This window comes from Serratia nematodiphila DZ0503SBS1 (genome assembly GCF_000738675.1).
GTDB lineage: Bacteria > Pseudomonadota > Gammaproteobacteria > Enterobacterales > Enterobacteriaceae > Serratia > Serratia nematodiphila.
The window spans coordinates 2,446,172-2,471,880 of the sequence record NZ_JPUX01000001.1 but is presented as its reverse complement, the minus strand read 5'-3'; the positions used below and the strand labels follow the sequence as shown (position 1 = coordinate 2,471,880).

General features: G+C 59.0%; 27 protein-coding genes and 1 tRNA gene. 7 read left to right on the top strand and 21 right to left on the bottom strand.

Annotated elements, in window-relative coordinates; all coding sequences use genetic code 11:
* Positions 1-115 precede the first annotated feature (115 nt).
* From mlaA to ccmA, 10 genes are all read right to left on the bottom strand, one after another.
* Entirely contained in the window at positions 116-874 is a 759-nt protein-coding gene (gene mlaA, locus JL05_RS11420; RefSeq protein ID WP_033632472.1) for a phospholipid-binding lipoprotein MlaA, read from the bottom strand.
* Between the two features lie 28 nt (positions 875-902).
* On the bottom strand, positions 903-2,117 hold the full coding sequence (gene ccmI / locus JL05_RS11415) for a c-type cytochrome biogenesis protein CcmI (RefSeq protein ID WP_033632471.1): 1,215 nt from the start codon (positions 2,115-2,117) through the stop codon (positions 903-905).
* Positions 2,117-2,584, bottom strand: coding sequence for a cytochrome c-type biogenesis protein (locus tag JL05_RS11410; protein WP_033632470.1), 468 nt, complete (start codon positions 2,582-2,584; stop codon positions 2,117-2,119). Before JL05_RS11410 ends, ccmI begins: the two co-directional genes overlap by 1 nt.
* On the bottom strand, positions 2,581-3,132 hold the full coding sequence (locus JL05_RS11405) for a DsbE family thiol:disulfide interchange protein (protein WP_033632469.1): 552 nt from the start codon (positions 3,130-3,132) through the stop codon (positions 2,581-2,583). Before JL05_RS11405 ends, JL05_RS11410 begins: the two co-directional genes overlap by 4 nt.
* Positions 3,129-5,099, bottom strand: coding sequence for a heme lyase CcmF/NrfE family subunit (locus tag JL05_RS11400; RefSeq protein ID WP_033632468.1), 1,971 nt, complete (start codon positions 5,097-5,099; stop codon positions 3,129-3,131). Before JL05_RS11400 ends, JL05_RS11405 begins: the two co-directional genes overlap by 4 nt.
* On the bottom strand, positions 5,096-5,590 hold the full coding sequence (gene ccmE / locus JL05_RS11395) for a cytochrome c maturation protein CcmE (RefSeq protein WP_033632467.1): 495 nt from the start codon (positions 5,588-5,590) through the stop codon (positions 5,096-5,098). Before ccmE ends, JL05_RS11400 begins: the two co-directional genes overlap by 4 nt.
* Complete coding sequence (ccmD, locus tag JL05_RS11390; RefSeq protein WP_004936267.1) at positions 5,587-5,823, bottom strand: heme exporter protein CcmD; 237 nt, start codon at positions 5,821-5,823, stop codon at positions 5,587-5,589. Before ccmD ends, ccmE begins: the two co-directional genes overlap by 4 nt.
* The gene (locus JL05_RS11385) at positions 5,820-6,557 is read right to left on the bottom strand and encodes a heme ABC transporter permease (RefSeq protein WP_004936270.1); all 738 of its coding nucleotides are present in this window, start codon (positions 6,555-6,557) and stop codon (positions 5,820-5,822) included. The genes ccmD and JL05_RS11385 overlap by 4 nt, the downstream gene beginning before the upstream one ends.
* A gap of 120 nt (positions 6,558-6,677) precedes the next feature.
* Positions 6,678-7,337, bottom strand: coding sequence for a heme exporter protein CcmB (ccmB, locus tag JL05_RS11380; RefSeq protein WP_016926839.1), 660 nt, complete (start codon positions 7,335-7,337; stop codon positions 6,678-6,680).
* Positions 7,337-7,969 (bottom strand): cytochrome c biogenesis heme-transporting ATPase CcmA, encoded by a 633-nt coding sequence (ccmA, locus tag JL05_RS11375; RefSeq protein WP_004936275.1) that lies wholly within the window; start codon positions 7,967-7,969, stop codon positions 7,337-7,339. The genes ccmB and ccmA overlap by 1 nt, the downstream gene beginning before the upstream one ends.
* Positions 7,970-8,198: 229 nt before the next feature.
* On the opposite strand from ccmA, the gene JL05_RS11370 reads away from it, so the two are divergent.
* Together JL05_RS11370 and JL05_RS11365 are read left to right on the top strand one after the other, a co-directional pair.
* Positions 8,199-9,125, top strand: coding sequence for a formate/nitrite transporter family protein (locus tag JL05_RS11370; protein ID WP_033632466.1), 927 nt, complete (start codon positions 8,199-8,201; stop codon positions 9,123-9,125).
* A gap of 129 nt (positions 9,126-9,254) precedes the next feature.
* Positions 9,255-9,329, top strand: a tRNA-Arg gene (locus JL05_RS11365).
* A 93-nt stretch (positions 9,330-9,422) separates the two neighbouring features.
* On the opposite strand, the gene JL05_RS11360 is transcribed toward JL05_RS11365, so the two are convergent.
* From JL05_RS11360 to JL05_RS11345, 4 genes are all read right to left on the bottom strand, one after another.
* A complete protein-coding gene (locus JL05_RS11360) occupies positions 9,423-10,697 on the bottom strand; it encodes a lactonase family protein (RefSeq protein ID WP_228392536.1) in 1,275 nt (424 codons plus the stop codon).
* A 20-nt stretch (positions 10,698-10,717) separates the two neighbouring features.
* Positions 10,718-11,518, bottom strand: coding sequence for a helix-turn-helix domain-containing protein (locus JL05_RS11355; RefSeq protein WP_033632464.1), 801 nt, complete (start codon positions 11,516-11,518; stop codon positions 10,718-10,720).
* Positions 11,519-12,220: 702 nt separating this feature from the next.
* Complete coding sequence (locus JL05_RS11350; RefSeq protein ID WP_004936288.1) at positions 12,221-12,442, bottom strand: hypothetical protein; 222 nt, start codon at positions 12,440-12,442, stop codon at positions 12,221-12,223.
* Position 12,443: 1 nt separating this feature from the next.
* Positions 12,444-13,415 carry a hypothetical protein gene (locus JL05_RS11345; RefSeq protein ID WP_033632463.1) on the bottom strand — a complete coding sequence of 324 codons (972 nt, stop codon included), beginning with the start codon at positions 13,413-13,415 and terminating at the stop codon, positions 12,444-12,446.
* 228 nt (positions 13,416-13,643) lie between these two features.
* Between JL05_RS11345 and JL05_RS11340 the strand changes: the two genes are divergently transcribed.
* From JL05_RS11340 to dsdC, 3 genes are all read left to right on the top strand, one after another.
* Complete coding sequence (locus JL05_RS11340) at positions 13,644-15,140, top strand: helix-turn-helix transcriptional regulator (RefSeq protein WP_033632462.1); 1,497 nt, start codon at positions 13,644-13,646, stop codon at positions 15,138-15,140.
* A 134-nt stretch (positions 15,141-15,274) separates the two neighbouring features.
* Positions 15,275-15,526, top strand: coding sequence for a CsbD family protein (locus JL05_RS11335; protein WP_033632461.1), 252 nt, complete (start codon positions 15,275-15,277; stop codon positions 15,524-15,526).
* A 467-nt stretch (positions 15,527-15,993) separates the two neighbouring features.
* The gene (dsdC, locus tag JL05_RS11330; RefSeq protein ID WP_004936301.1) at positions 15,994-16,923 is read left to right on the top strand and encodes a DNA-binding transcriptional regulator DsdC; all 930 of its coding nucleotides are present in this window, start codon (positions 15,994-15,996) and stop codon (positions 16,921-16,923) included.
* Between the two features lie 11 nt (positions 16,924-16,934).
* Here the strand turns inward: dsdC and JL05_RS11325 are convergent, their stop codons facing one another.
* From JL05_RS11325 to JL05_RS11315, 3 genes are read right to left on the bottom strand one after another with little or no spacing between them, the layout of a single operon-like run.
* On the bottom strand, positions 16,935-17,237 hold the full coding sequence (locus JL05_RS11325) for a hypothetical protein (protein WP_015378633.1): 303 nt from the start codon (positions 17,235-17,237) through the stop codon (positions 16,935-16,937).
* Positions 17,238-17,240: 3 nt separating this feature from the next.
* A complete protein-coding gene (locus JL05_RS11320; protein WP_033632460.1) occupies positions 17,241-18,164 on the bottom strand; it encodes a DMT family transporter in 924 nt (307 codons plus the stop codon).
* A 46-nt stretch (positions 18,165-18,210) separates the two neighbouring features.
* Positions 18,211-18,501: a hypothetical protein gene (locus tag JL05_RS11315; RefSeq protein WP_033632459.1), complete on the bottom strand. Its 291-nt coding sequence runs from the start codon at positions 18,499-18,501 to the stop codon at positions 18,211-18,213.
* Between the two features lie 396 nt (positions 18,502-18,897).
* On the opposite strand from JL05_RS11315, the gene JL05_RS11310 reads away from it, so the two are divergent.
* Positions 18,898-20,049, top strand: a complete 1,152-nt coding sequence (locus JL05_RS11310) for a porin (protein WP_033632458.1) — start codon at positions 18,898-18,900, stop codon at positions 20,047-20,049.
* Between the two features lie 57 nt (positions 20,050-20,106).
* Here the strand turns inward: JL05_RS11310 and mltB are convergent, their stop codons facing one another.
* Positions 20,107-21,195 carry a lytic murein transglycosylase B gene (gene mltB, locus JL05_RS11305; RefSeq protein ID WP_033632457.1) on the bottom strand — a complete coding sequence of 363 codons (1,089 nt, stop codon included), beginning with the start codon at positions 21,193-21,195 and terminating at the stop codon, positions 20,107-20,109.
* Between the two features lie 285 nt (positions 21,196-21,480).
* On the opposite strand from mltB, the gene JL05_RS11300 reads away from it, so the two are divergent.
* Positions 21,481-21,936, top strand: a complete 456-nt coding sequence (locus tag JL05_RS11300; protein ID WP_015378638.1) for a DUF805 domain-containing protein — start codon at positions 21,481-21,483, stop codon at positions 21,934-21,936.
* On the opposite strand, the gene pgaD is transcribed toward JL05_RS11300, so the two are convergent.
* From pgaD to pgaB, 3 genes are read right to left on the bottom strand one after another with little or no spacing between them, the layout of a single operon-like run.
* The gene (gene pgaD, locus JL05_RS11295; protein WP_015378639.1) at positions 21,933-22,373 is read right to left on the bottom strand and encodes a poly-beta-1,6-N-acetyl-D-glucosamine biosynthesis protein PgaD; all 441 of its coding nucleotides are present in this window, start codon (positions 22,371-22,373) and stop codon (positions 21,933-21,935) included. The two genes, JL05_RS11300 and pgaD, sit on opposite strands and share 4 nt — an antisense overlap.
* Complete coding sequence (gene pgaC, locus JL05_RS11290) at positions 22,370-23,704, bottom strand: poly-beta-1,6-N-acetyl-D-glucosamine synthase (RefSeq protein WP_015378640.1); 1,335 nt, start codon at positions 23,702-23,704, stop codon at positions 22,370-22,372. Before pgaC ends, pgaD begins: the two co-directional genes overlap by 4 nt.
* Positions 23,701-25,707: a poly-beta-1,6-N-acetyl-D-glucosamine N-deacetylase PgaB gene (gene pgaB, locus JL05_RS11285; RefSeq protein ID WP_033632456.1), complete on the bottom strand. Its 2,007-nt coding sequence runs from the start codon at positions 25,705-25,707 to the stop codon at positions 23,701-23,703. The genes pgaC and pgaB overlap by 4 nt, the downstream gene beginning before the upstream one ends.
* Positions 25,708-25,709: the final 2 nt, after the last annotated feature.

Sequence of the window (25,709 nt, the reverse complement as noted above, 5' to 3'; positions counted from 1 at the left end):
TCTCGCCTGAGATGGATGCCAAAGCGCCCCACGGGGCGCTTTTTCTTTGCCTGGCGCTCGCGCGGGCATAAAAAACCCGCCTGGCGGCGGGTTTTCATTGGCATAACGCCCGTGATTACTGCGAGTCGATCTCGTCCAGTTCGCCCTGAATCGCCTTGGCGTTCGGGTTCTCTTCCGGCTTGAGCGAACCGCCGTTGGCGATGAAATCGTGGCGCTGGAAGTAAGCTTCGCGCACCATGACATAAGGATCGGAGGAGTTGCGCAGCAGACCGTCGGAATCCAGCAGCTGAGCGCGGGTTTCGATACCCTCGACCACCCATTTGCCCGCCGACATCCAGAAGGTCAGGTAACTCAGCATCGGATACAGCGTATCCGCAAAATCGCCGCCTTCGTCACGCAGCGTGAAGCTGCCGTAGCCCGGCAACATCACGTACGGGCCGTAACCCACATCGTAATGGCCCAGCGTGCTGCCGAAACGGTTCGGCTCTTCGCGCGCCAGTTTCGGGTTGGCCATGCCGGCCACGTCGATCAGGCCGCCCATCCCGAGCAGGGTGTTCAGGAAGAAACGGTTGAAGTGGATCATCCCGCGGTAGGGATCGCCCTTGAGGAAGGCGTTGACCATGCTGGCCGGCTCTTCCAGGTTGGAGGTGAAGTTGCTGATGCCGTTACGCGCCGGCATCGGCACGTAGTCGCGCCAGGCCACCGCGACCGGACGCAGGATATAAGGATCCAGGACGTTGTAGTTGAAGTCGAACATCGTCCGGTTAAATCCTTCCAGCGGATCGGAACGCCCTTGCGGATCGTTGTCTGGCGCGCTGGCACAGCCCACCAGTAATACCGTTGCGAATGCCACCCCAGTCAGGCGAAAGTTCATATTTTTCTCCATAAAAACACGTTCGGTCTTATTTTTCAGGGACCTGCTTGTTTATCTGAACGCTAACCTGCTCTTTACCGCTGAATGTCTGCAGCGAGCTTTCGCCGAACCAGTCCCCCGGCTGCGGCGTGGCCAATCCGTCCTGTGAGAGGCGCACACGCACCTGCACCTGATGCTGCGCCGAGAGCAGACGCTCGGGCATCATGGCGTTGCTGTCATCCAGTGAGAAAGACAGCGGAAAACGGCTCAGCGGCAATTGTTTTACCGCGACCGGCACCGGGCTGACGCCGTCGGTGACCGAAATGACCAGCGTCCCCTGCGGCGGCATGGCTTTCGCCGCCTGCGGTGACAGCGCAACGGTCACATTCAGTTTAACATTTTCTCCGCCTGCCTGGGCTTTTGCTTGTGCAATACTGCGCTTTATCACTTCCGCGCGCGGATCGTTGGCCGGCAGCAGTTGCAGCATCACCTGCCAGGCGCCGATCGCCTGCTTGAAATCGCCCTGTTCGAAGGCATTGAACGCCAGCAGGCTCAGCACCCGCGGATCGCCGTGGTTTTCCGCGATCATGCGCCGCAACAGCTGCGCCGCCTGCTTGTTATCCTCCGGATCGTTGGAGCGCGTCAAGACCTCGGCATAGCCGAGCCGCACTTCCAGACTATTCGGATCCAATTGATAAGCATGAGCAAACGCCTGCGTAGCGGTGGTGGCATTATTCAGCGCCATGCCGACGCGCCCCAGCATCATCCAGTCATTGATGTTGCGATCGTCCTGTTGCAGCGCGGTGCGCAGCCCCAGCCCGAGGCGAGCGATCTCTTCCATGCTCAGCGGTTTGGCGCGCTCATTGGCGACGCGCTCACGCAATTCCGGCATTTGCGCCTGCACCAGACGCCAGTCCAGCACCTGCGCCAGCCCGCCGGTTTTCAGATAAAAGCCAACGGTCACCGCCAGCAATAACAGCACGCCCGGCACTAACGCCCAGCGGTTGATCGGCTTCGCCTGCGCCATCTGCTCGGCCGGGATGTCGTTCAACAGGTTCTGTTGCAGCTCTTTCACCAGTTCCGGGCGCTCGGCCACCACGCCTTGTTGCTCGTCCTGCTCCAGTTCGCTGAGGCGATCCTGATAGAACGCCTTGTTGAGCGCATCGCGCGTGGCGGCGCTCTGCTTGCCGTGGCGCATCGCCGGCACCACCAGCGTTGCTGCGGCGCCGGCCAGCAACACGCAAATAATCAGCCCAAAAGCCATTAGGGTTTCTTCCTGTCAGTCTCTTGCAACAGCGCCGCCAGGCGCTGCCGTTCCCGTTCAGAGAATTCATCGTCCACCGCCGCGTCGGGCCGGCGACGGGTGCGCAGGATCACCACCGCCCCGCCTATCAGCACGAACAGCAGCGGGCCGATCCACAAGATCAGCGTCGCCGGCGTTACCGGCGGTTCGTAGGTGACGAAATTGCCATAACGCGCCACCATGTAGTCGATGATCTGCTGCTTGCTTTGCCCCTGCATCATCAGCTCATACACCTTGGTGCGCATGTCGGCGGCGATGATGGCGTTGGAATCGGCAATGCTGTTGTTCTGGCATTTAGGGCAACGCAGCTGTTCGGTCAACTCGCGATACTGCTGCTCCTGCTCGACGGAGTTAAAGCGATAGGTATCGATCGCCGCAGCGGCGCTCCAGCTCAGCAACGCGGCGCACAGCAGAACAATCAGCCTCATGCCTCACCCCCGTACTTTCTATACAGCGGCAGCACTTCCTGCTGCCAGACGCGCTCATTCATGTCGCCGGCATGGCGATAGCGAATAATCCCCTGGCCGTCGATAAGGAAGGTCTCAGGCGCGCCGTACACCCCGAGATCCAACCCCAGCATGCCGTCGCCGTCGTACAGGCTGAGGGCGTAGGGATTGCCGAGAGAGTTGAGCCAGGTCACCGCCTTGGCGCGATCGTCTTTGTAGTTCAGGCCGACCACCCGTACGCCGCGCGCCGCCAGCGTATTGAGATACTGGTGCTCCGCGCGGCAGGTCGGGCACCAGGTGGCCCAGACGTTGAGCAATATCGGCTTGCCGTCGCGCAGCACCGCCTGATCGTAGGTTTTGCCCGGCTGATCCAACGATTCCAGCCTGAAGGTCGGCACCGGTTTGCCGATCAGCGCCGACTCCAGCATGGTCGGATCTTCGCCGCCGGCGTTGCGCGTCAGTTGCACCATCAGGGCCACCACCAGCAGCAGGAAGAGCACCAACGGGATAAACAGCAGCTTACGCTTCATGATTGCGCCTCCAGCTTGCCTTCACGCTTGAGCTTTTTGCTCATGCGATAACGCGGGTCGAGAATGCACAGCAGGCCGCCGATCGCCATAAAGACGCCGCCGAACCAGATCCAGCGCACGAAGGGTTTGTAATACAGGCGCACCGCCCAGGAGCCGTCTTCCAGCTCCTCGCCCAGCGCCGCGTACAGATCGCGGCTGAACCCGCCGTCGATCGCCGCCTCGGTCATCATGCTGCGCGCCACGCTGTAGTAGCGTTTCTCCGCGTGCAGCGTCGCCTCCGGCTTGCCGTTGCGCGTGACGTCGATGATACCGACGCCGCCGCTGTAGTTCGGGCCGCGAATGTCGTGCACGTCGCGGAACACGAAGTGATAGTTGTGGATATCCACGCTGTCGCCGGCCTTCATCCGCACATCGCGCTCCACGCTGTAGTTCTGGCTGAAGGCGATGCCGATCACCGTCACCGCCACGCCGAGGTGGCCGAGCACCATGCCCCAGTGGCTGCGGGACAGCTGCCGCAGGCCGCGCCAGAAACCGTGACGATGGGTGGCGCGCTCATGCAGCTCCATCAGCGTCAGGATGATCACCCACAGCGCCATAATCAGGCCCACCACCGTCATGCCGGCGATGCTGTCCTGCAACAGCCACGGCAGCAGAATCGACAGCACCAGCGTCACCAGCAGCGCCACGCCGAGGCGGCGCCACAGCTTGCCCGGCTCATCGCGGCGCCAGCGCACCAGCGGCCCGATGCCCAACAGCAGCGCCAGCGGCGCCATCAGCCAGGTGAACATGGTGTTGAAGAACGGCTCGCCGATCGAAATGCTGCCCAGCCCCAACTGTTTGTGCACCAGCGGCAGCAGCGTGCCCAACAGCACCACCAGCATGGCGGCGATCAGCAGCACGTTGTTGCCCAGCAGGAAGGTCTCGCGCGAGAAGGTCTCGTGCTGCACCCGGCTGCGCACCTGGCCGCCCTTGACCGCGTACAGCAGCAGCGAACCGCCGATGACGATCACCAGATAGGCGAGAATAAACATGCCGCGCGCCGGGTCGGAAGCGAAGGAGTGCACCGAGACCAGCACGCCGGAACGCACCAGGAAGGTGCCCAGCAGGCACAGCGAGAAAGCGGTGATCGCCAGCAACACCGTCCAGGCTTTGAACGTGCCGCGTTTCTCGGTCACCGCCAGCGAATGCATCAGCGCGGTGCCGGCCAGCCACGGCATAAAGGAAGCGTTCTCCACCGGATCCCAGAACCACCAGCCGCCCCAGCCCAGCTCATAGTAGGCCCAGGCCGATCCGAGCACGATGCCCAGCGTGAGGAACACCCAGGCGGCGGTGGTCCACGGGCGCGACCAGCGCGCCCAGGCGGTGTCGAGCCGGCCGGCCATCAGCGAGGCGATGGCGAACGCGAAGGCGACCGAGAAGCCGACATAGCCCATGTACAGCAGCGGCGGGTGGAAGATCAGGCCGATATCCTGCAGCAGCGGGTTGAGATCGCTGCCGTCGATCGGGAAGTTCGGCAGCGTGCGGGTGAACGGATTGGAGGTCATGATGATGAACAGCAGGAAACCGGCGGTGATCATGCCCATCACCGACAGCACCCGCGCCACCGCATCCTGCGGCATCGCCCGGCTGCACAACGCCACCGCCAGCGACCAGCAGCTCAGCAGCAGCACCCACAGCAGCAGCGAACCTTCGTGCGCCCCCCAGGTGGCGGCGATGCGGTAATACACCGGCAGTTGGGTATTGGAGTTGGTGGCCACGTAAGCGACGGTAAAGTCATTGACCACGAAGGCGTGCACCAGGCACAGGAACGCCAGCGCAATCGCCGCGAACATGCCATAGGTCAGCGGCCGGGCCACCGCCATCATGCGGCTGTCCTGCCGCGCCGCGCCCCACTGCGGGTAAATACTCAGCAGCAGCGCAATCGCCAGCGCCAGGCACAGCAGAAAACTGCCCAGTTCCGGCATCATGACTTGGCGCCCTCCGCCTGCGGCGCGTTATACGCTTCCGCCGGCCCTTTGTGATTCTCTTTCATCGCGTCGGCCACTTCCGGCGGCGTGTATTTCTCGTCGTGTTTGGCCAGCACTTCGCGCGCGTTGACCACGTAGCCCTCGCCCAGCACCCCTTGCGCCACCACGCCCTGCCCTTCACGGAACAGATCCGGCAGAATGCCGGTGTAGGTTACGCCGATCGCGCCACGCGCGTCGTAAATCTTGAAGCTGACCTGCAGCGTATTGGGATCGCGTTTCACCGAGCCGGGCATCACCATGCCGCCGATGCGCAGCCGTTGGCCGACCTCGGGCTTCTCGTGGTTTTCGCCCTTGCCCTGCAGGATTTCCCCCGGGGTATAGAACAGATCGATGTTGGAGCGCAGCGCGTACAGCATCAGGGTTGCGGTCAGCGCGATGCCGATCAGCACAACGATCGCCAGATAAAGGCGGCTTTTACGACGTGGATTCACAATGATTTCTCCCGCGGTGCGGCGGATTTTTGTTTTGACTGTTGCGCATGGCGAATGCGCCGTTCGCGCGCCTGACGGCGGCCGATCTCGGCGAGCAACTGCCGCCGCTGCCAGACGGTGTGCGCCACCAGCCCCAACAGCGAAATCAGCGTGGCGGCGACCGCCAGCCAGACATAAAAGGCATAACCGCCCATGGCGAAAAACGCCGACCAGGAATCGAATGCGGCATTCATGACTGACGCTCCTTATTCACCAGCCCGGCGACCCACGGGCGCTGGCGCTCCTGGAACAGGATCAGATTGCGCAGGCGCATCAGCGTCAGCGTGACGAACAACAGCAGATAGCCGAGGATCGCCCAGCGCAGCGGGGTGCGCATGCTTGGCGCGATGGATTGCTGCATATTGGTCGAACCCTGATGCAACGTATTCCACCATTCGACGGAGAAATGGATGATCGGGATATTCACTACGCCCACCAGCACCAGAATGCCGGCGGCGCGGCCCGCCAGGCGGCGGTCTTCGAAGGCGTTATACAGCGCGATGACGCCCATATAGAGGAACAGCAGCACCAGCTCGGAGGTCAGCCGCGCGTCCCATACCCACCAGGTGCCCCACATCGGCTTGCCCCAGGCGGAGCCGGTCACCAGCGCGATAAAGGTGAACACCGCGCCGATCGGCGCCATCGCCGCCACCACGGTATCGGACATTTTCATCTGCCACACCAGGCCGATAAACGCCGCCACCGCCATCGAGGCGTAGATGCCCATCGACCACATGGCCGCCGGCACGTGAATATAAATGATGCGGAAGCTGTCGCCCTGCTGATAATCCTTCGGCGCGAAGCCAAAGCCCCATGCCCAGCCAAGCAGCAGGCAGGCCGCCGCCGCCAGCCCCAGCCAGGGGATAAAGCGGCCGCAGACGTGATACAGCCGTTCAGGCCGCGCCAGTTGATGTAACCATTTCCACATTGTCGTCAGTGCTCACGGTAATTTTTATGCGTCGGCCGCCTCGAGCGTTCGAAACGGCGAAAATGTTCTGCGGGGTACGCTCTTGCCGGCCTTGCCCCGTCTGTTCATTCAATTTGTTAGCTAGTGCACGCTCACTCGCAGCGCCGCTGCGGCGGCAAACGGCGCCAATGTCACGCTGCCCGCCAGCATCGCGCCGAGTATCGCCAGGTAACCATCAATCGGCATACCCATCGCGGCGGCGTCGATCGCGCCGGTGGCGAAGATCAGCACCGGGATATACAGCGGCAGCACCAGCAGGCTGAGCAGCACGCCCCCTTTGCGCAGGCCGACGGTCAGCCCCACGCCGATAGCGCCGATCAGGCTCAGCGTCGGCGTGCCGAGCAGCAGCGTCCCCGCCACCGCCAGCCAGGTTTGCATATCAAGCGACAACAGCAGCGCCACCAGCGGCGACAGGATCAGCAGCGGCAATCCCGTCACGACCCAGTGAGCACACACTTTGCCCAGCACCGTCATCGGCAGCGGCGTCGGCAGCAGCAACAGCTGCTCCAGCGAGCCATCGAGGAAATCGTCGCGAAACAGCCGCTCCAGCGACAGCAGCGAGGCCAGCAGCGCCGCCACCCACACGATGCCCGGCGCAATGCGCGCCAGCAGCTGCGGTTCAGGGCCAATCCCCAGCGGGAACAGCGTGATCACAATCAGGAAAAACCACAGCGGGTTGACGATCTCCGACCCTTTACGGCAGGCGATCTTCAATTCGCGACGCACCAGAGTCAAAAACATCACAAACTCCCCGCGTCGTGTTCCGCCAAACGAATTTTGCCCACCGTTTGGCTGACGCCGGCCAAATCCTGATGCGTGGTCAACAATACCATGCCGCCCCGCTGCGCATGTTGTTCAAAAAGGCTAATCAACTCGGCCACGCCCTGTTTATCGATTGCCGTCAACGGTTCATCGAGGATCCACAGCGGCGCCGCGCTGAGCCACAATCGCGCCAACGCCACGCGCCGCTGCTGCCCGGCGGAAAGCTGCGCCACCGGCAGATCTTCGTAGCCCACCAACCCCACCTGCTCCAGCGCGCGCCAGATGGCCTGCTGCTCGGCCGCACCGCGCACCGCCTGATAAAACTGCAGATTTTCGAAGGGTGTCAATACGGCTTTGATGCCCGGTTGATGGCCGATAAACAGCAAATCTTGCTGATACGCCGCGCGATCGCGCAGCGTGTTGCGCCCGCGCCAGCACACCTCACCGCCGTCCGGCCGCGCCAGACCGGCGAGGATGCGCAGCAAACTGGTCTTGCCCGCGCCGTTCGGCCCTTCTACCTGAATGATATCGCCCGGCTGAACTGAAAAGCTTAGCTCGCTAAACAGGATGCGTTCATCGCGCACGCAACTCAGACTTTTGGCTTCCAGCATCGGGGAACTCATATTTTTCTTTGGGATAGCGAATCATAGCATAAGCCTTTCCCCACACGCAGCCTGCGGCGGGCGCGCCGAGGGGCCAATATGGCGAGCAGGATCAAGAATGCGCGGAAAAAAGCGGCGGATTTTAACTCTTGTTACCTTTTTCTGTATTTCGCCGCATTTAGACCGGGCAACTACGCTTAATGACGTGACCTCACCCTTATTGAGCAGGAGCGACAGAATGAACGAACAGCCACGCCAGGAGCATGAGCAGGATGAAACGATGCGGGTAGAGAGTGAAGAGCAGGAACAGGGCAAACGCGAAATCGAAGTCAGGGAAGAAAATTTGCCTTCGCGCGCGGCGGCGGTGCATGAACAGATCCGGATGGAAGGCGAAAAAGAGCTGGAGCGCGACGGGCTGGCGCTGCTGTGGTCGGCGATCGCCGCCGGGCTGTCGATGGGCGCCTCGCTGGCGGCAAAAGGCATTTTCCACGCCCGCTTGCCGGACGATCCCAGCCGCTTTTTCATTGAGAACCTCGGCTACACCTTCGGTTTTATCATTGTCATTATGGCGCGCCAGCAGCTGTTTACCGAAAACACCGTCACGGCGGTGTTGCCAATCATGCATAAGTCCACGCCGCGCAACCTGCTTATCCTGCTGCGCCTGTGGGGCGTGGTGCTGCTCGGCAATCTGATCGGCACCGCGCTGGCGGCGCTGGCGTTTACCCATATGCCGCTGTTCGATGCCGAAACGCGCCGCGCCTTCATCAGCCTGGGTGAAGAGGTGATGCGCCATACGCCGGGAGAAATGTTCGCCAACGGCATCCTGGCCGGCTGGATCATCGCCACCATGGTATGGATGTTCCCAGCCGCCGGCGCGGCGAAAATCTGGGTGATCGTGTTGATGACCTACCTGGTGGCGATTTGCGATTTGACGCATATCGTGGTCGGCTCGGTGGAGATCCTCTATCTGGTGTTCAACGGCGCGATTGGGTGGCAGGAATTCGTCTATCCGTTCGCCCTGCCGACGCTGGCGGGCAACATCATCGGCGGCACCTTTATCTTTGCGCTGATAAGCCACGCGCAAATCCGCAACGATTTGAGCGCCAAAAATAAGGCGGCGCGCGTGCAAGAGGAAAAACGGCGCCACGGCGGGGAAAAACCGTGATCGCCGTCGGTTAGCCGAGGAAATTTCGGCGCGAACTGGCGAGGTATTGAGCAAACGCGCCGCTAAGCGCTTATTCTGCGGGTAAAAAAAGGTATAATGCCCCGGCAGCTTCGGTTGCCGGTCCGCAGCGTCCCCGTAGTTAAACGGATATAACAAGCCCCTCCTAAGGGCTAGTTACTGGTTCGATTCCAGTCGGGGACGCCATTATTTATTATCAAGCCATTCCCCATCATTGGCACCCGCAATCCCCCTTCTCCACGCCTCAGACCCGATTTCCCCCGCGCGTTATGATCGGCGTTAATTGAAAAATTTAATATCCGTCGGCGTAGCAATCGTCGCCGCCTCGCCTCTGGCCTTCAACTCACCCGTCTCATCATCGAAATCGAACAGCGTAACGGTATTGGTGAACACATTCGTGACATAAAGATGGTTGCCGGTGGCATCGAAAGCGAGCGCACGCGGTTCAATGCCGCCAGCCTCATAGCGCGTCGTCTCCCCTGGCAGCCCATCCCCACCAATTTTTAATACCAGCAAATGGTTATCGGCACCGCGATTGGTGGCAATAAGATATCTGCCGCTCGGGCTGAGGATAATGGCTCCGCCGCTTTTCGCCTCCGCTGAATCCTGCCCGCCGTTCAGTTTCACTTTCCCTTGTTGCGTCAATCGATGGTCGCTGACGGTAAACACCTCGATTTCACCCGCCATTTCGGTGATGACATAGGCATACTCACCTTTCGGCGAGAACACCATGTGTCTTGGGCCGGCGCCTGGCGCAAAGCTGACATCGCGCGATGCGTCCGCCTGCAGCGGCTGTGCGCTATCCGAGCGATAGCGATAGGCGTGCAGCTTGTCCCCGCCGAGATCCGCCGCATACAGATATTTACCATCGCGGCTGAAGGTGGTTGAGTGCGCATGGCCCCCTTCCTGACGCCCCTGCACGGCGCCAGAACCTGATATAAACGGATAATGCTGCACCCGTTCACCCAGTTTGCCGTCACTGCCAATTGGCAATACCGTCATCCCCGCGCCGCCTTTGGCGACGGAGTAGTTGGCGACAAACAGAAACTTGCCATCCGGGCTGAGGGTGGCATGCGTCGGCTGCTGGCCCGCACTGCTCACCGTATTCAGCACCCGCACGCTGCCAGCTTCGTCTATTGCCAAGGCGGTCACCGTTCCCGCGTTTTCCTCATTGGTGGCATAGGCGAAACGGCCATCGCGAGATTTTACGATCCACGATGGGCTGTTCATTTTAACCACGTCGAGCAGCGTTAACGTGCCGTCGCCATTAACCGCCAGGCGATAGAGCCCTTCACTGGGTCTTGCCGGTTTCTGCACCGCAGGCGCATTCGGAATATGGGTCCAGGTACCGACTAACGCTATTTGCTGATGTTCCCGATTATTGGCCATCGCATTTCCTGAAAACATGAGAGAAATTAACACCGCAGTTAATTGAATGGCTTGCCGGCCTGAGCCGGCAACGATTGTTCGACCAAGTTCAGACAATATAGAAGGTAGCATAAAGCGAGCTGGATGGCGCTTATTAATCGAGTCGAGAGTTTTTTCTCTATTCATGATGTCTTCTTGCCTCATCACTATGTCACAGGAATAAGTATATCGACATTGACAACCTTGCCATTTAGATCCTCTTGCCTATATAACTCTATAAAAAAACTCTCCCGCATTTTGACATTGATGGCAGGCAGATAAGCGTCATACATTACATCGAAAAAGTCAATATATTCTGAAAACTCCCCCGTAAAGGGGATGACAATATATTTACCCATAGGGATATAGAAGTTAAAGATGGAATGAAAAACCTCTTGCCCCTTGCTGTTGGAATGCCATTTATTACTCCTGTTCTTTTCCACATTACATGTCCCCCGCTGCTTGCTTAACCATTTCTCATTGGTCTGTGCAATGTCACCGGCATCTCTGAATTTTCTTATGGAATGAAAAATCAGTGATTTGTAATGCTTTAACATCTCAATGTCATCCGGCATGACCGTGTGGTAGAAGTAGGGTTTCTTATCGTTGCCATACGGCGGGATCTGCGTGGAAAAATCCCATCCGCGGCTGTTTCTAAAGCTGTTGGGCGTTTCGCCAAAGAAACGTTTGAATGCCCGCGTGTAACATTGCTGAGAGGCAAACCCGGATGCCAGGGCGACATCCAATATGTTCCCTTGGTGCTGTTTAAGCAGAATAGCAGAGCGACTCAGTTTTCTATTCCTTATATAAGTCCCTAGCGTTATACCAAAATAATGCTTAAACAGCCGTTGCAAATGCCATTTAGAGTAACCTGATATAATGGAAACCTTTTCAACTGTCAGCCCCTCGACAATATTCTTTTCCATATACTCCAACACCTGCAAAAGAATATCTTTTCTGTAATCCATATGTGCTCCTTGCTTTTATAAGATTCTCGTCCTTTTTATTAAAATCGTTAACCAACCAAACCAAGTCATTAAGATTAATCCTAAAAAAAACCAGCCTGTCAATTCATTTTTTTCGGCATAGGAAAAACTATCACATAAATAACTGAAAATGATCATGTTATATAAATCTCTCCGCAAGAAACCCATAAAACAAAATCAACTCGCGTAAAGTGCACTCATCAAAGATGCACTTGCCACACCAGGCAGAATCACACTTTTTGCTAATTGTTTTACCTTAAAGTGTTTTTTACAGCCAGATTGCATGGCCGAATAGGAATTTCATCATCACAAATGAAAACGCATTTTATATGCTTGGCCCGCCGATAAAACGTACTGCGAAAGAGATATAAAGTATGACCGGCAGTAAAAGAATACGGGAGAGATAAGCTCAAGGCTGAACATCGGTCTCAATAATCTCGCGTCGCAATAGCGCGTTTCTTTTTTATCGTTCCTGCGCAGAGAAAACGGATATTTTAACCAACCTTGCTCGATGCCCTGTTTTACAAACCGCGCCCATTGGGAACCCTGCCGACTCCCATGAATCGCCCATCTCTCCCCCGGTAAAATGCCGAGCCGACTCACCCGCGCCTTGTTGTCAGAACGGCCTGCGGCCGCAAACAAAAAGCCCAGCACGCGAGGCTGGGCTTTTCATTAACGGCCTGATTAATCAGCCAGGTTGTCGATCTCTGCGGACCTGTGCTTACGCAACAGGTACAGCAGCAAAGATACCCGCCGCTCGGTGCGTTCCGGGGTATCCGGCGGCAGGTTGTAGCGCAGGGTATAACGCTCGTTGTTCTCGTTGCAGAAATCGATGACGAGCACGGGAGCAGAGGCCCCCGCTACTTTTCGATAATTCAGCGAGATGCACGACAGGTTTTTTTTCATCTCAACTTACCGCGACAATGCGGCGGGTTGATTCGGCAATCCGCCCCACGCCGGCGCTCAACGCAGCGCCCAACAGCAGCACCAACAGTGAACCCCACGCGGCGCGAGACAGCTGTTTGGCCGCTTCATCGGCCGCTTCACGCGCTTTCTGCTCGGCCTCGGCCTTGAGTTTTTCCACCTTCTGCACCGCCTGCTGGTAAGCCTGGGCGTAGTTATCGACGATTTGGCTCGCTTCATCGCGGCTCTTGCCGGTGCGTGCCGCAACGATACTCACCAGCGCGTCCTTATCGGCGGCGCTCAACGCCGGCTCACCGGACTGCTTGACGCGCTCGAACCACTGCTTAAGCTCGGTGGCGGTCTGCGTCGGATCGGCCGCGGCATCCACGGCCGACTGTTTGCCGTCGGCGGCCGCCCGATTGGCTTTCTGCTCCAACCGAGCAGGATCCAGCTCCGGCTTACCAGTCTGCTTAAGCGTGGCGTTCAACTGATTTTCCAGGCTTCCCCAATCAAGGCTGATGCCCTTTTTATCCAGCCGTTGCTTGAGGCCTTCGCCTACGTTTGGCGCTGCCGCCGCCAGGCCGCTGCCTGCCAGCGAAAGCCCTTTACCCACCGCGCTTCCCGCCAGCCCCACTACGCCGCTCGCCAATGAAACCATCAGCCAGGTGGTCAACAAGGTGGTGATCGCCCAGCTCAGCAAGCCATGCAAGCCGCCGCGATTCGGTGCGGAGCGGCCGGCGACGAACGCGCCTGCGGCCAGCGATGCCAACGTTGAAACCAACAGCCAGATCCCGGTGCCGGTGCCAAAGCCGCTCAGCGGGTTGCCCTTTTGCATCATATCCACGGCCTGGGCACCAATAGCCGTGCCCAGCACGCTGAAGGTCAGATAAGTCACCAGCGCCACGGCACTCCCGGCCAATATCGAGCCCCATGACACCTGAAACGCTAAGCGATTTGATTCATAGACAGTGGTCATCGTTGTTCCTTATATTTTCTGGACAAGTGATTGCACGCACGGCGGGTAACCGCGCAGACAAATTCAGTCTGCCGCGCGGCGTCGTCGGCCGTCCCGGTTCATTTGCATCAGAATGCCTGGTGCATTCACACCCTGCGAATACGCACGTTATGCACTAAGCTGCTCAGCGAATAGCGTAACCCGCGGCCCCCTTAAGAGGCCGCCCCCCTTCTGTCTAGCGGAGAACACATGAGCCAATCCGTTTTGGCCAGCGAAACCCACAGCGGCCACCTGCAGCAAATCATCTCCGGCTTGTCCGACGGCGTGATCCTGACGGATACCGATCAAACCTTGCTATGGGCCAACGAGGCCGCGTTGACCATGCATGGCGTGAGTCATCAGAAAGCTCTGGGGGCCAATGCCGGCGAGTACGCGGCGCGTTTTGCCCTGCGCTATCGCAACAATCATCCGCTGGTTTTGGAACAGTACCCGCTGAACCGGGTTGCCGAAGGCGAAACCTTCACCGATGTGGTGGTGGAGGTTCGGCAGGTCGACGATCCGGACAGCTTCTGGGTGCACCGCCTGCGGAGCCTGATTATCACCGATGCGCAGGGGCAACCGGAGCTGCTGGCGCTGATCCTGAGCGACGCGACGGAGTGGGCCAGCGCCGAACAGCGCTTTGAAAAAACCTTCAACGCCAATCCGGCACCGGCAGTCATTTGTCGGCTAAGCGACCTGCGTTACGTCAAGGTCAACCAGGGGTTCCTTGATATGACCGGTTACCAACGTGAACAGGTCATGGGGCGTTCGGTTTATGAACTCGACGTTTTGGAACAGGCGGAGCACAAAGAACTGGCCGTTCAGCGCCTGGGGGAAGGCGCTACCATTCCGCAGATGGAGGCCGAGCTGAAGCTGCCCGGCGGAGGAAGCAAGCTGGTGGTGGTTGCCGGCCAACCCTTGGATATCAATGAAGACGACTGCATGCTGTTCACGTTTACCGATCTCGAACCCAGGCGCCAGGCGGAATCGGCGCTGCGAGAAAGTGAAGAACGGTTTGCCAAGGCATTTCGCCTGAGCCCGGTGCCGACGTTGTTATGTACCGCGCACGAGCGGCGCGTGCTGGATGTCAACGAAGCCTTCACCCGCACCACCGAGTACGACGCCGAAGACTTGATCGGCAAGACGGTCGGAGAGATCCCGTTTATTGACGATCCGGAGGCGAACCGCCGTTTGTTTGCCGCCCTGGAAAAAAGCGGCAACGTCGAAGGGCTGGACATCCGGGTGCGCAAGAAAGGGAGCGAGTCGATTGACTGTGTGGCCTCGGCGGATGCCGTCAGCATCCACAATGCGCCCTGTTATCTGCTGGTGCTCATGGACATTACCGAACGCAAACGCTCGGAGCTGGAGCTGGTAAGCGCCATCGAAGAAGTGATGCAGGACGCCTCCTGGTTCAGCCAAACCCTGATCGAAAAACTGGCCAACGTGAAAAGCATCAACCGGCCCGACCAGGCTGGATTTACCGCCAGCGACCTCACGCCGCGCGAGCGCGATGTGCTGGAATTGATTTGCGAGGGGCTGCCGGACAAGAAAATCGCGGCGCGTCTCAATCTGGCGCTCAACACCATCCGCAACCATGTCGCGACGGTCTATTCCAAACTCGGCGTGCATAGCCGCAGCGAAGCCATCGTCTGGGCCAGAGAACGCGGGCTGTTTACCGGTGGGCTGGCCTTCAGGAATGGCAAGTAGCCTGCAAATGCACTACCCAAACCGATGCAAACGCCCCTTATAGGCCACAAGTGAAGTGCATAACATGGCGGTGCAAATGCAGGCTTCCGTCCTGTGCGGAAGCCAAACGGATCGAACCTTAGGAGCGCATCACAATGAACAGCGAAAAAGCCAATGGCATGATGGAAAAAGTGGCGGGCAAGGCGCAGGAAATCGCGGGCGACGTCACCGGCAACGAACGTTTGCAGGCCGAAGGCGCCGCGCGCCAGGCAGCGGGCGTGCTGCAAGAAAAATACGGCGATGCCCTGAGCTGCGCCGGCAACATGATGAAGAAAACCCCCCTCGCCGCATTGGCCCTCATTGCCGGCGCAGGCCTGTTGACCGGCCTGCTGCTGCGCCGCCGTTGATACGCGCCGGCGAACAAACCGCTTTTCCCTGAATGCCGCGCCCGGTGGGTAGCCACCGGGCGCGGTTCTATCGGCCTAAGGGGGCGCAGTATTATCGATTGATGCCTCCGCTCGTTTGCCGCTGGGATTAACGCGTATTCTGTGTCGCCATGCGACGAATTGTTGCGGCGAAACCGCTATATCCCGCAGGGAACATGAGCCTTTATCGTTCAGGCTGCCGCACACCGTCTTTACTCGCTGCTTATACGGCACATCTTTTTATTATATTCGTCCTATTGCAGATTATCATCACCCTCTCACTCAACGCTCCCACCGCCGGTTATTTCCGGTTGTTATGCAAGCCAGTTAATTTCCCTTCAACATAACGATATTTCTCAGTGTAAAAACTGAATATATCAATCAGCCTGGGTTTATCCTCCGCGCCATTAAATGTTAATATTGCCGTATTATGCGCATGGAGAAATAGCATGTTCCCCAGTAAAAAACATTCGCAGCGGGCGACCCCGCTGACCAGCTATCAATTTTCCCGGCTGCATACTTTCGAATGCGTCGCCCGTCATTTATCTTTTGCGCTGGCGGCGCAAGAATTGTCGATCACCCCCAGCGCCGTGAGCCACCGCATTAATTTGCTCGAAAAGGAATTGGGTTTTTTGCTATTCCAACGCTTTCATCGCCGGATTACGCTGACGCCGGAGGGCGAGCGCATGCAATGGGCGCTGGACAGTTCCTTCAACACCTTGAATCAGGAAATCCTGGACATCAAAAATCGCGAGTTGACGGGAACCTTGACCCTCTACTCGCACCCGTCCCTGGTGCAATGTCTGCTGCTGCCGCGCATCGGCGACTTTATCGCCCAGCACCCCACCATTCACCTCAATATTCTGACCGGACAGGAAATCATCAACCTGGCCAACCGCGGCGTGGATCTGGCGATGTACTTCGGCAAACTGCCCTCGGGGCGGCATCTGGACGAAGCCTTTATGCAGGAATCAATGGTGCCGATCTGCACGCCGCAGTACGCCGCCACGCATAACCTGTACGATGCGCCGGAAAACCTGGCCCACTGCACGCTGCTGCACGATCGCTACAACTCCGGCGAAGATGAGTGGCAAACCTGGTCGCAACACTTTGCGCTGGGGCTGGATACCGACAGTAAAAGCATGGAGTTCGACCGTTCCGATCTTGCCGTGCTGGCCGCGACGCGGCACCTTGGCGTCGCCATGGGGCGGCTCAATCTGGTGCAGGACTGGATCAAAAGCGGCGAACTGATCATTCCGTTCACCGACATGACCGTGCCCTGCGAGCACTGCTATTTTACCTCGACCATCTCCGAGCGGCAGTGGCCGAAGATCCTCGCGTTTAAGCAGTGGATCATGAAAATCTCCCCTCTGGTCTGATGGCCAGAGGATTATCGCCATACTTTGGGGGAATAAGAAAAATGCAGCGCGCAGGCGTAGAGCCGGCCGGCCTTTGAATAAGAGATATTTTTGCGGTTTTTATCCCAGGTCAGCAGAGAATTATTGGCAAAATAATAAACCTCCAATTGCATCCCATTAGCCAACCTCGACCAGCCTCGGCTTCTTATCACGGTAAAATCACCGTTATCGCTGAGCGTAATCAGCGGCACGCCCCAGGCATAGCGGGATATTTGCAGCTGAATAATGAATTGGCTTTCGCAGCTTATTTGGTAGTTCTGTACATCAACATCCATAATTTATATTTTTGGTGCCACCCTTCGGTCAACATAAATAAGATATGAACAACTCACTACGATTAACCCCAGTACGATCAACACAGCACCCAATACAAATTCAATTTGCAACGGTTCGCCGAGAATGACGGCCCCCGCCAGGATGCCGAATACCGGCGTCATAAAGGTGAGAATGCCCAGCGAGGAAGCCTGATAACGGCGCAACAGTGAAAACCAGATCAGGTAGCTGAAAAACGACACGATCACCGTTTGGAACAACAGGCTGCTCCAGGCCACGGGGCTCAGGACGACGTGCAAATTGTCCGTCGCCAGCGCCAGCAGCGACAGCAGCACACAGGCGCCCGTCAACTGGAACAGCAGCGTCTGTTTGGCCGGGCACTCCGCCAGGCGCGTGGTACGGATCACCAGGGTAGAACCGCCCCAGGCGATCCCCGCCAGCAGGCCATAGAAATCGCCTTTCAGCCGATCGGCCCCGCCGCTGCCCTCGGCCATGCCCGATATGGCCAGCACCACACCGCCAAAGGCGATGAGCATGCCCAGCCACTGCACCGGCGACAGACGCTCCTGGCGAATCAGAAAATGCAGGCCGAGAGCGGAAAACAGCGGCGCGGTGTACAAAAACACCGCCATATGCGAAGCGCTGGTATAGCGCAGCCCTTCGGAGACAAAAAAGAACTCCAGCGCGAACAATGCCCCTACGCTCAAACCGGCGCTCAGCGTGGCGCGATCCCAGGTGAAGCACTCGCCGCGGCAACGCGCCAGCAGGTAAACCCCCAGCGCGGCGAGACCGGAGCGAATGGCAATTTGCAGCACCGCCGACACATCCGGCTCGGCGGCCTTGATCGCCACCTGCTGCATCCCCCAAATGGCGCATAGCATCACCATGGCGGCGGCAGCCCTGCCGTCGATACCGATTCTTGCATTCATAATAGGATTCCCGCCGCCGTTGAAATAATCACAGGCTGCCGTCGCGTTATTCTTTATACACCACGATTTCCTGATAAAGCTTAATAACTTCGCCATCGCTGTCGACGGAGTCGGTATATTCAGTTTGCTGCGCCAGGTGAATCACCTTCCAGCCTTTTCGCGCCAATTCAGGGATCGTCAGGCGTCCCACGTCGCGGCAGAAAAACAGCGTGTCGTCAGACAACCTTAACTTACTAACCTCTGCATAATCATAAGCTTGAGAATGGCAAACGTGCGACTCCGCCGCCATCGCCGGTAATGAAAACAGCCCCACCAACAGCATTAACAGATTTCTCATGGCGACCTCCCAATCGCTTATTCCTGCCAACCGATTACGCAAAAATGGCTCACGTTAATACGGCGGTGACAGGCTGGAATTAATTATCTCTTGCATGGCTGAAATTACAGGCTGGGGTTGGTGACTGACAAATGAAAAATATAAACCTTGGCGTTAAATGAATTCATCCGAGTGGAGAGAGAGGCAGAGCGGCCACTTTCACCGCACGAAATGGTCAAAAACCGGCCAATAATTAGCAAGAAAAGTAATTATTTATTTTACCGTTTATGCTACAAATGCCGCCCGCCGCTAAAAAACCAAAAAAACCGTCAAAATGCGCAAAAATGCAGCTTTCTGCGCAAAACATCGGCATGGCGGCGCTGATGAGGGCGGTCATACCTAAAACAGGGATAACACATGGCAATGAAATTGCGCGTAATGACTCAAGCGGTGGCGCTGGGTCTGGCGATCGGCAGCGCGTCGTTCGCCGCTCAGGCGGAAATCACCCTGCTGAAGCAAGATCCACAGGCCGGCGATCCGCTCAGCCGCCTTAACTTCACCGTTGGCGGCAGTATTCGTCCGCAGTTCAACAACATGACGGGCGACGGTGACAAGGGCTCGTACAAGCGTAACGGCTTCGACGGCGGCACCCGCTTCCGTTTCGCTGCGGACTACTATCTGTTCGACGATATCAGCTGGATCAGCTACTACGAGCTGGGCGTGAACATTCCGGCGCTGTTTGACTGGGATCACCACTATGCCGACGGCGCGAGAAACACCAGCCGCCGCATGCTGTACACCGGCCTGAAAAGCAATACCTGGGGCCAGATGACCTTCGGTCAGCAGAACAGCGTTTATTATGACGTGGTGGGCGCCAAGACCGATATCTGGGACTACGACATGCTGGCCCAGGCGCCGGGCAACGGCATCAACGGCGACTACGACGGCTCTTACCGTTCACGCAAAATGCTGAAGTACAAGAACCGCTTCGGCGATGCGGACGTTTACGCTTCGTACCTGTTCAGCGACAGCGACTACCTGCCGGGCAACGGCCTGCGCTACAAGCGCAAAGGCGGCGGCTCTCTGGGTGTGGATTACCACATTACGCCGGACCTGACCTGGGGCACCGCCTGGAACTATACCCGCGCCGAAATGCGCAATCCGTCCACCAGCGGCAGCAAGAGCTATGACCAGAACATTTTCGGTACCGCCATCAGCTGGAAACCGGACAACTGGACCCTGACCTTCGGCGGCGGTTACTACAACGACTTCCTGACCACCAAAAAAGCCGACGTTAATAATTACTTCGCCGGCGATGCGTGGGGTATCGAATACCTGGCCGGTTATACCGTGCCGGTTGGCCAGTACGCGGTGAAATCGGTGATGCCGTACTTCATGGGCGACCGCCTGGAATACATCACCGGCCGCAACTACCAGCGCATCGATAACGGCCTCGGGGTGACCGTACAGTTCGACTACGGTTTCCGCGTTGACGTGGAGCACGTACTGACATCGAGCACCGACAACCTCGGCGATATGACCGTGGTGCGTCTGCGCTACGATTTCTGATTACTCAGAATGCAAAAAAGGCCGCACAAGCGGCCTTTTTCGTTTATTGACGCAGCGTCAGAAGCCACCGCGCGCCGAGCGCCCGACCGCTTCGCCCAGTTGCCATACCGCCATGGCGTAATGGGTGCTGTGGTTATAGCGGGTGATGACGTAGAAGTTCGGCAGACCGTACCAATACTGGTAGCCGGTGCCGACATCCAGCCGCAGCAGGCTGGCCTCTTGGTTATCGCCGAGCGAACCCTGCGGGCTCAGGCCGGCTTCGGCCAGCGCGGCGACCGAGTAGCGCGTCTTGAAGCCGTTTTCCAACCCCGGCGCCTGGCCGTTGGCCTGAATGGCGACCGGCTCGCCTTTGGACCAGCCGTGCGCTTTGAAGTAATTGGCCACGCTGCCGATGGCATCGACCGGATCCCACAGGTTGATATGCCCATCGCCGTTGAAATCGACCGCATAGCTTTTGAAGGAAGAAGGCATGAACTGCCCGTAGCCCATCGCACCGGCGAAGGAGCCGCGCAACTCGAGCGGATCGTCGCCTTCGGTGCGCGACATCAGCAAGAAGGTTTCCAACTCACCGGCGAAGTAATCGGCGCGGCGCGGGTAGTCGAAGGCCAGCGTCGCCAGCGCATCGATAATGCGGGTTTTACCCATTACGCGGCCCCAACGGGTTTCCACGCCGATAATCCCCACGATAATCTCCGGCGGCACGCCGTACACCTGCCAGGCACGCTGCAGCGCATCCTGATATTGATTCCAGAACACTACGCCGTTTTGCACGTTATCCGGGGTGATGAACTTGTTGCGGTAGCGCAGCCAGGAGCCATTCGGCCCGGTTGGCCCCTGGGTAGACGGCGTCGGCGCCTGCCTGTCCATCAGCCGCAGCACCGAATCCAATCGCCGAGCCTGCGCCAGCACGTCGTGCAGCTGCTGCCGGTCAAAACCGTGTTCCTGCACCATCTTCTCGATAAAGCGCGCAGTATTCGGGTTATTGGCGAAATCCCCACCCAGCGGCGCGCCGCTGTGCGCCGGGCTCAGCAAAAAGCCGCCCTTTACCGGGGCGCTCTGCGGCGTAGCTGTGGTACTGGGTTTCGGCGTGCTGCTACAGGCAGCAAGCAAGGTAATCAGCGGTAAAAGCGCAACCAGGTGACGCATCGGATATCCATATAGCCATGCAAGAGATAAGTGGGAGTTATGTTAATGCATTGTTCAACGCGAACAAACAGGATTATGCCGCCAATGACCGCGTCAGGTAGCCAAACGTGCCAAATTGTGACGTTTTGCACGGGCAAAGAACGCTCGGTGCGGCCGCGCTGAATCTCAACCGCAACTAAATGAGAAAAGTTATCACCTTGACGCCCACGTTTGCCCCGATAAAATGCCCGACTGCTTGCCACCCGGCCACCGCCGGGCGGTCAATGATTACGACAACGGATTGTGATGGACTCTCTCGGACAACTCGCCAAAGACCTTTATCGTGGGCGCATCTCGCGCAAACCCTTTGTTTTTTCGCTGGCGATCTTCGCCGTTGGCATCGTGCTACTGTCGTTTCTGTCGACCTATCTGGATAAAAACCATTTTCGCGCCCATGCGCACGGCGATACCGAGGAATTCGTCTCGGTGCTGCTGTATCTGCTGTGCATCATGGTGTGGGCGCTGTTCTGTTTTGGCCTGGTGGCGTGGTTTATGGCCAAAACCGCGTTTCGGCTCAACGATATCGGCCTGCCTGGTTGGGCGCTGGCCGTGGCGTGCTATGTGTGTTCGGTGCTGAACAATTACTCTCCCGGCCCGGTGGCGCGCTGGCTGCCGCTGTTCAGTCTGGCAGGGATGATCTGCGCCCTGCTGTTGCCGCCCGACGGGCTGCGCCGCAAGCCGGACGGCAACGCTGACGATTAACGCAGCTGCACCACCTTGTTCGCTGCCGGTTCGGCCGCCGTCAGCCTGCCGCTAACCTGGCTGATACCGCCGCCGCTGTTGTGGGACACCACGGCGATCGGCAAACGCCGCAACTGCCGGGTCAGCTCCGGCGTGATATAGCCGATGTGGGTGTTCTGTTGCTGTTTCCGCCAGCGGTCGGCCGCCCTGCGACGGGAGAAATACTGGTTGTATTTGGCCCAGGCGATCAGAGTGACGGCATTGAACAACGCCACAATGATATACAGCGAGATCACTTCCAGCAGCGACAGGGCGGAGCCCACCCCGTGCTGATCCATCACCGACATCAGGCCGCGGCTGAACAGATAAAGAAAGCCGCACCAGGCGAAAAGCGTCAGCAGGCTGTCTACCACGCGCGGCAGCAGGCCGCGCTCGGAATAAATCAGGACGTCCGTCATTCTTTGATCCTCCCAATGCCCCGGTCGGGGCTTATCCAGCGCGCACGCCCGCGCCGAGCTTTCAACATCACTTTGGAAAACGCCACCAGCGTGGTCAGCAAGCTGAGCAGCCAATACACCAGCGGATACCAGATGATCCAGAACAACGAGCGGCCAAAGCCCTTCTCATAGCGCTTCTCCAGCAGCAGACTGACGGTGAACTGCAGCAAGCACACCACGCCCAGCACCAGGCCGGTAAACGCCGGCGTCAGCAGCGAGTGAATGCGGATGCCTTCCGGCAGCGGTATCGCCAGTCCAACCAGAAAAATCAGCACGCTGACCAGGTAAGTGAACGCCCACAGCGTGGAGAGGCAATACTCGGCGAACAGCAGCCACATATGCCGGTGCTCCCAGGCCCACAGGTTGCGCAGATTCTTTAAAAACACCTCGGCGCCGCCCTGCGCCCAGCGCAGGCGCTGCTTCCATAGCCCGCGCAAGGTCTCCGGCATCAGGATCCAGCACAGCGCTCGCGGTTCGAAGAAGATAGCCCAGTGCTTCAGCTGCAGCTTCCAGCTGATGTCGATGTCTTCGGTGATCATGTCCTGACTCCAGTAACCGACATCGGTAAGCGCTTGCTTACGAAACGCCGCGACCACGCCGGAGATGGTGAACAGGCGGCCATAAACGCGCTGCGTGCGCTTGATAAGGCCGATGATCGACGAAAACTCACCGACCTGGATGCGGCCGATCAGCGTGGAGCGCGTGCGGATGCGCGGATTGCCGGTCACCGCGCCGACATGCGGATTGGCCAACAGCGGCGCCACCAAATAGGCTGCCGCATCGCGATCCAGCAGCGCATCGCCGTCGATGCACACCAGATACTCGCTGCGCGCCGCCGCGGCGCCCGCCTGCAGCGCGATCGCCTTGCCCTGATTTTGCGCCAGATGGATCACTCGCAGCCGGGGGAACTCCAGCGTCAACTGGTCCAACACCTCGGCGGTGTCATCGCTGGAGCCGTCGTTGATGGCGATCACTTCGATATTGTCATAGCGCTGCGCCATCGCCGCCGAAATGGTTTCACGCGCGTTCAACCCTTCGTTGAAACAGGGGATCAGCACGCTGATCGACGGGTTGCCCGGCAGCGCCGGCGCGGGCATGTCCGGGCTCCAGCGCCAATGCCGCTCGCGATGCAGCCAGAAATAGATGCCGCCGGCGATCCAGATGCCGGACATGAACAACGGCCAGAAGAACACGAAGTTGAGCAGCATTTCGCCGGTAAACAGCAGGACGATGCCGAAAGGCACGCTCAACACCAGACACAGGATAAATAAGGCAATTAAACGATCTGTCATGGCAGTGGGAACCAGGCTGAGGACAACACCGGGCGAACGGCATCCAGCTTAGGCCGATCGTCGAGGAAGTTGTCGGGGTAATAACCAAAGCTCTGAGCGCCATTGCGCTGCAGGCGACGCATCCATTCGGCCAGCAGTTGACCGTCATCCAGGCTGATCCGGCGCTCCTTGCGCCAGTCGACAGCCTGCAACTCAAACACCGTTTTATCGAGCGCGCCGGGGTAAGCGGCCACTTTGCCCACCAGTTGATCCAGCCAGCGGCCGCTGTCGGCGCGCGGCACGTTTTCCATCAGCGGCATCGCCATCGGCGCTACCCAGTCGTAGGCCTGCAGGAAATCCGCTAAATTCTGGCCGAACCAGGCTTCACTGGCGGGATCGAGCACCGGCATCGCATAAATATTGCGTGCGGTTTGCACCTGCGGACCGCGGATCGCCCGCACCCGTTCGGCCAGCGACTGGGTAAAGTCGATCAGCGCCCGACTCTTGAAGCGCGTCCAGCGCGCCATCGCCTGCGGATCCTGACGAATCGCCGCCACCGAATCGGCGAAGCCGGCCTGGCGATAGGCCGCAACGGCGTCGGGGCCGGCGTCTTCGAAGTCCGACAGCAGCGCATCGTCGTGGAACAGGATCCCTTTAAAAGTGGCGTGGGCCGCCAGATCCTCGTAGATCTCACCGATGCGCTGGCGCGCCACCGGACTGAACGGCGACAGGCGACGATACTGCTTGTCGTCTACCGACAGCTGCCCGCTTTGCGGATCGAGGCGCTGCACGCGCGGCACGTCAGACCCCAGCTCGAACGCCAGCACCGGCATCCAGGCATACACGGCCACGCCGGTGCGCGAAGAGAGCTGCCAGGAGACCCGGTTGAACAGGTCGGCCTTCATCGGCAGCCAGCGATTGGGGAAATAGAGCTCGCGCACGTTGCCGTCGCCTTTTGGATCGGCGAACGCCTGCAGGAAAACGGTATTGATGCGCAGGTCATAGATGCGCTGGATCAGCTTGTCGAGGTTTTTGGCCTGCTGCTGCGGATCGGGATCGTAGAGGTAGTCGAGATCGACGTGCGCCACCCGCATGATCTGTCGGTTCTGTATCTGCGTCAGCTGCTGGGCGAAGCTCGTCAGCGACGGATTGCCGGCCACCAGCATGCGCGGCACGTTCTCAGGCGCGTTGACGTCTCCCAGCCCGTTCTCCAGCGTCAGCGCCATGCGGTAACCGTGCTTGCGCGCGATATCCAGCGCCACGCCGCCGGCCGCACCGTACGGCCAGACCCACACGCGCGGCGCCTTACCGGTGGCGGCGGTGATGCGCCGGGTGATCAACGCCACGTCCTTCTCGATGCGTTGGCGGTATTCCGTCTCGCTTTCGTAGCGGCCCTGCTTGGCGTCGTACAGCCGATTGGCGACCGCCGGTTCGGTATTGCCCTGCGGGTTGGCGATGCCGCCATAATGCGAGGCGTAGGTATGCGCGCCGATCTCCACCAGCCCGGAGTCCGACACTTCCCGCACCTGCTGCCAGGTGAGGAAGCGATCGCGCGGCGTCATCAGGCCGCCGAAATCGACCGGCTTGTCGGTCGGCGCATCCAGCCAAACGCCGACCGGCGCCAGCACCGCCGGCCAGTTGTAGGCCTTCAGCAACGGGAATACCCGGCTGTAGAAGCTGCGGTAGCCGTCGTCGAAAGTCAGCAGAACCGCCTTGTTCGGCAACGCCGGGCCGCCGTTCTGCGCCTGCAGGATCTGCTCGACCGACACCGGCTGATAGCCGTTTTGCTTCAGCCAGGCGAACTGTTCGTTAAGCGCGCTGGTGCGTACCGACATGTAGCGCTGGTCCGCCGCGCCGTCTTCCACGTCGTGATACGCCAGCACCGCGTAGCGGTTGGCCGGCCACGGGCGTTCCATTGGCCCCACGGTTCGCTCCGCCGGCGGCGTGAAGCGCGGTACGTCCGCCTGACTGCAGGCGGTGGTCAGCAACGCGGCCAGCACTAAAAGCGAGGATCGAATAAGCATGA

What these genes read in the sequence shown, in the direction of transcription:
- JL05_RS11325 (WP_015378633.1), bottom strand. Translation starts at nt 17,237, where the DNA reads ATGGATGTTGATGTACAGAACTACCAAATAAGCTGCGAAAGCCAATTC.
- JL05_RS11400 (WP_033632468.1), bottom strand. Translation starts at nt 5,099, where the DNA reads ATGATGCCGGAACTGGGCAGTTTTCTGCTGTGCCTGGCGCTGGCGATT.
- JL05_RS11360 (WP_228392536.1), bottom strand. Translation starts at nt 10,697, where the DNA reads ATGAATAGAGAAAAAACTCTCGACTCGATTAATAAGCGCCATCCAGCT.
- ccmD (WP_004936267.1), bottom strand. Translation starts at nt 5,823, where the DNA reads ATGAATGCCGCATTCGATTCCTGGTCGGCGTTTTTCGCCATGGGCGGT.
- pgaB (WP_033632456.1), bottom strand. Translation starts at nt 25,707, where the DNA reads ATGCTTATTCGATCCTCGCTTTTAGTGCTGGCCGCGTTGCTGACCACC.
- mlaA (WP_033632472.1), bottom strand. Translation starts at nt 874, where the DNA reads ATGAACTTTCGCCTGACTGGGGTGGCATTCGCAACGGTATTACTGGTG.
- JL05_RS11335 (WP_033632461.1), top strand. Translation starts at nt 15,275, where the DNA reads ATGAACAGCGAAAAAGCCAATGGCATGATGGAAAAAGTGGCGGGCAAG.
- JL05_RS11370 (WP_033632466.1), top strand. Translation starts at nt 8,199, where the DNA reads ATGAACGAACAGCCACGCCAGGAGCATGAGCAGGATGAAACGATGCGG.
- JL05_RS11320 (WP_033632460.1), bottom strand. Translation starts at nt 18,164, where the DNA reads ATGAATGCAAGAATCGGTATCGACGGCAGGGCTGCCGCCGCCATGGTG.
- JL05_RS11345 (WP_033632463.1), bottom strand. Translation starts at nt 13,415, where the DNA reads ATGACCACTGTCTATGAATCAAATCGCTTAGCGTTTCAGGTGTCATGG.
- mltB (WP_033632457.1), bottom strand. Translation starts at nt 21,195, where the DNA reads ATGCGTCACCTGGTTGCGCTTTTACCGCTGATTACCTTGCTTGCTGCC.
- JL05_RS11410 (WP_033632470.1), bottom strand. Translation starts at nt 2,584, where the DNA reads ATGAGGCTGATTGTTCTGCTGTGCGCCGCGTTGCTGAGCTGGAGCGCC.
- JL05_RS11355 (WP_033632464.1), bottom strand. Translation starts at nt 11,518, where the DNA reads ATGGATTACAGAAAAGATATTCTTTTGCAGGTGTTGGAGTATATGGAA.
- JL05_RS11300 (WP_015378638.1), top strand. Translation starts at nt 21,481, where the DNA reads ATGGACTCTCTCGGACAACTCGCCAAAGACCTTTATCGTGGGCGCATC.
- dsdC (WP_004936301.1), top strand. Translation starts at nt 15,994, where the DNA reads ATGTTCCCCAGTAAAAAACATTCGCAGCGGGCGACCCCGCTGACCAGC.
- ccmB (WP_016926839.1), bottom strand. Translation starts at nt 7,337, where the DNA reads ATGTTTTTGACTCTGGTGCGTCGCGAATTGAAGATCGCCTGCCGTAAA.
- JL05_RS11405 (WP_033632469.1), bottom strand. Translation starts at nt 3,132, where the DNA reads ATGAAGCGTAAGCTGCTGTTTATCCCGTTGGTGCTCTTCCTGCTGCTG.
- JL05_RS11315 (WP_033632459.1), bottom strand. Translation starts at nt 18,501, where the DNA reads ATGAGAAATCTGTTAATGCTGTTGGTGGGGCTGTTTTCATTACCGGCG.
- pgaD (WP_015378639.1), bottom strand. Translation starts at nt 22,373, where the DNA reads ATGACGGACGTCCTGATTTATTCCGAGCGCGGCCTGCTGCCGCGCGTG.
- JL05_RS11350 (WP_004936288.1), bottom strand. Translation starts at nt 12,442, where the DNA reads ATGAAAAAAAACCTGTCGTGCATCTCGCTGAATTATCGAAAAGTAGCG.
- ccmI (WP_033632471.1), bottom strand. Translation starts at nt 2,117, where the DNA reads ATGGCTTTTGGGCTGATTATTTGCGTGTTGCTGGCCGGCGCCGCAGCA.
- ccmA (WP_004936275.1), bottom strand. Translation starts at nt 7,969, where the DNA reads ATGCTGGAAGCCAAAAGTCTGAGTTGCGTGCGCGATGAACGCATCCTG.
- JL05_RS11385 (WP_004936270.1), bottom strand. Translation starts at nt 6,557, where the DNA reads ATGTGGAAATGGTTACATCAACTGGCGCGGCCTGAACGGCTGTATCAC.
- JL05_RS11310 (WP_033632458.1), top strand. Translation starts at nt 18,898, where the DNA reads ATGGCAATGAAATTGCGCGTAATGACTCAAGCGGTGGCGCTGGGTCTG.
- pgaC (WP_015378640.1), bottom strand. Translation starts at nt 23,704, where the DNA reads ATGACAGATCGTTTAATTGCCTTATTTATCCTGTGTCTGGTGTTGAGC.
- JL05_RS11340 (WP_033632462.1), top strand. Translation starts at nt 13,644, where the DNA reads ATGAGCCAATCCGTTTTGGCCAGCGAAACCCACAGCGGCCACCTGCAG.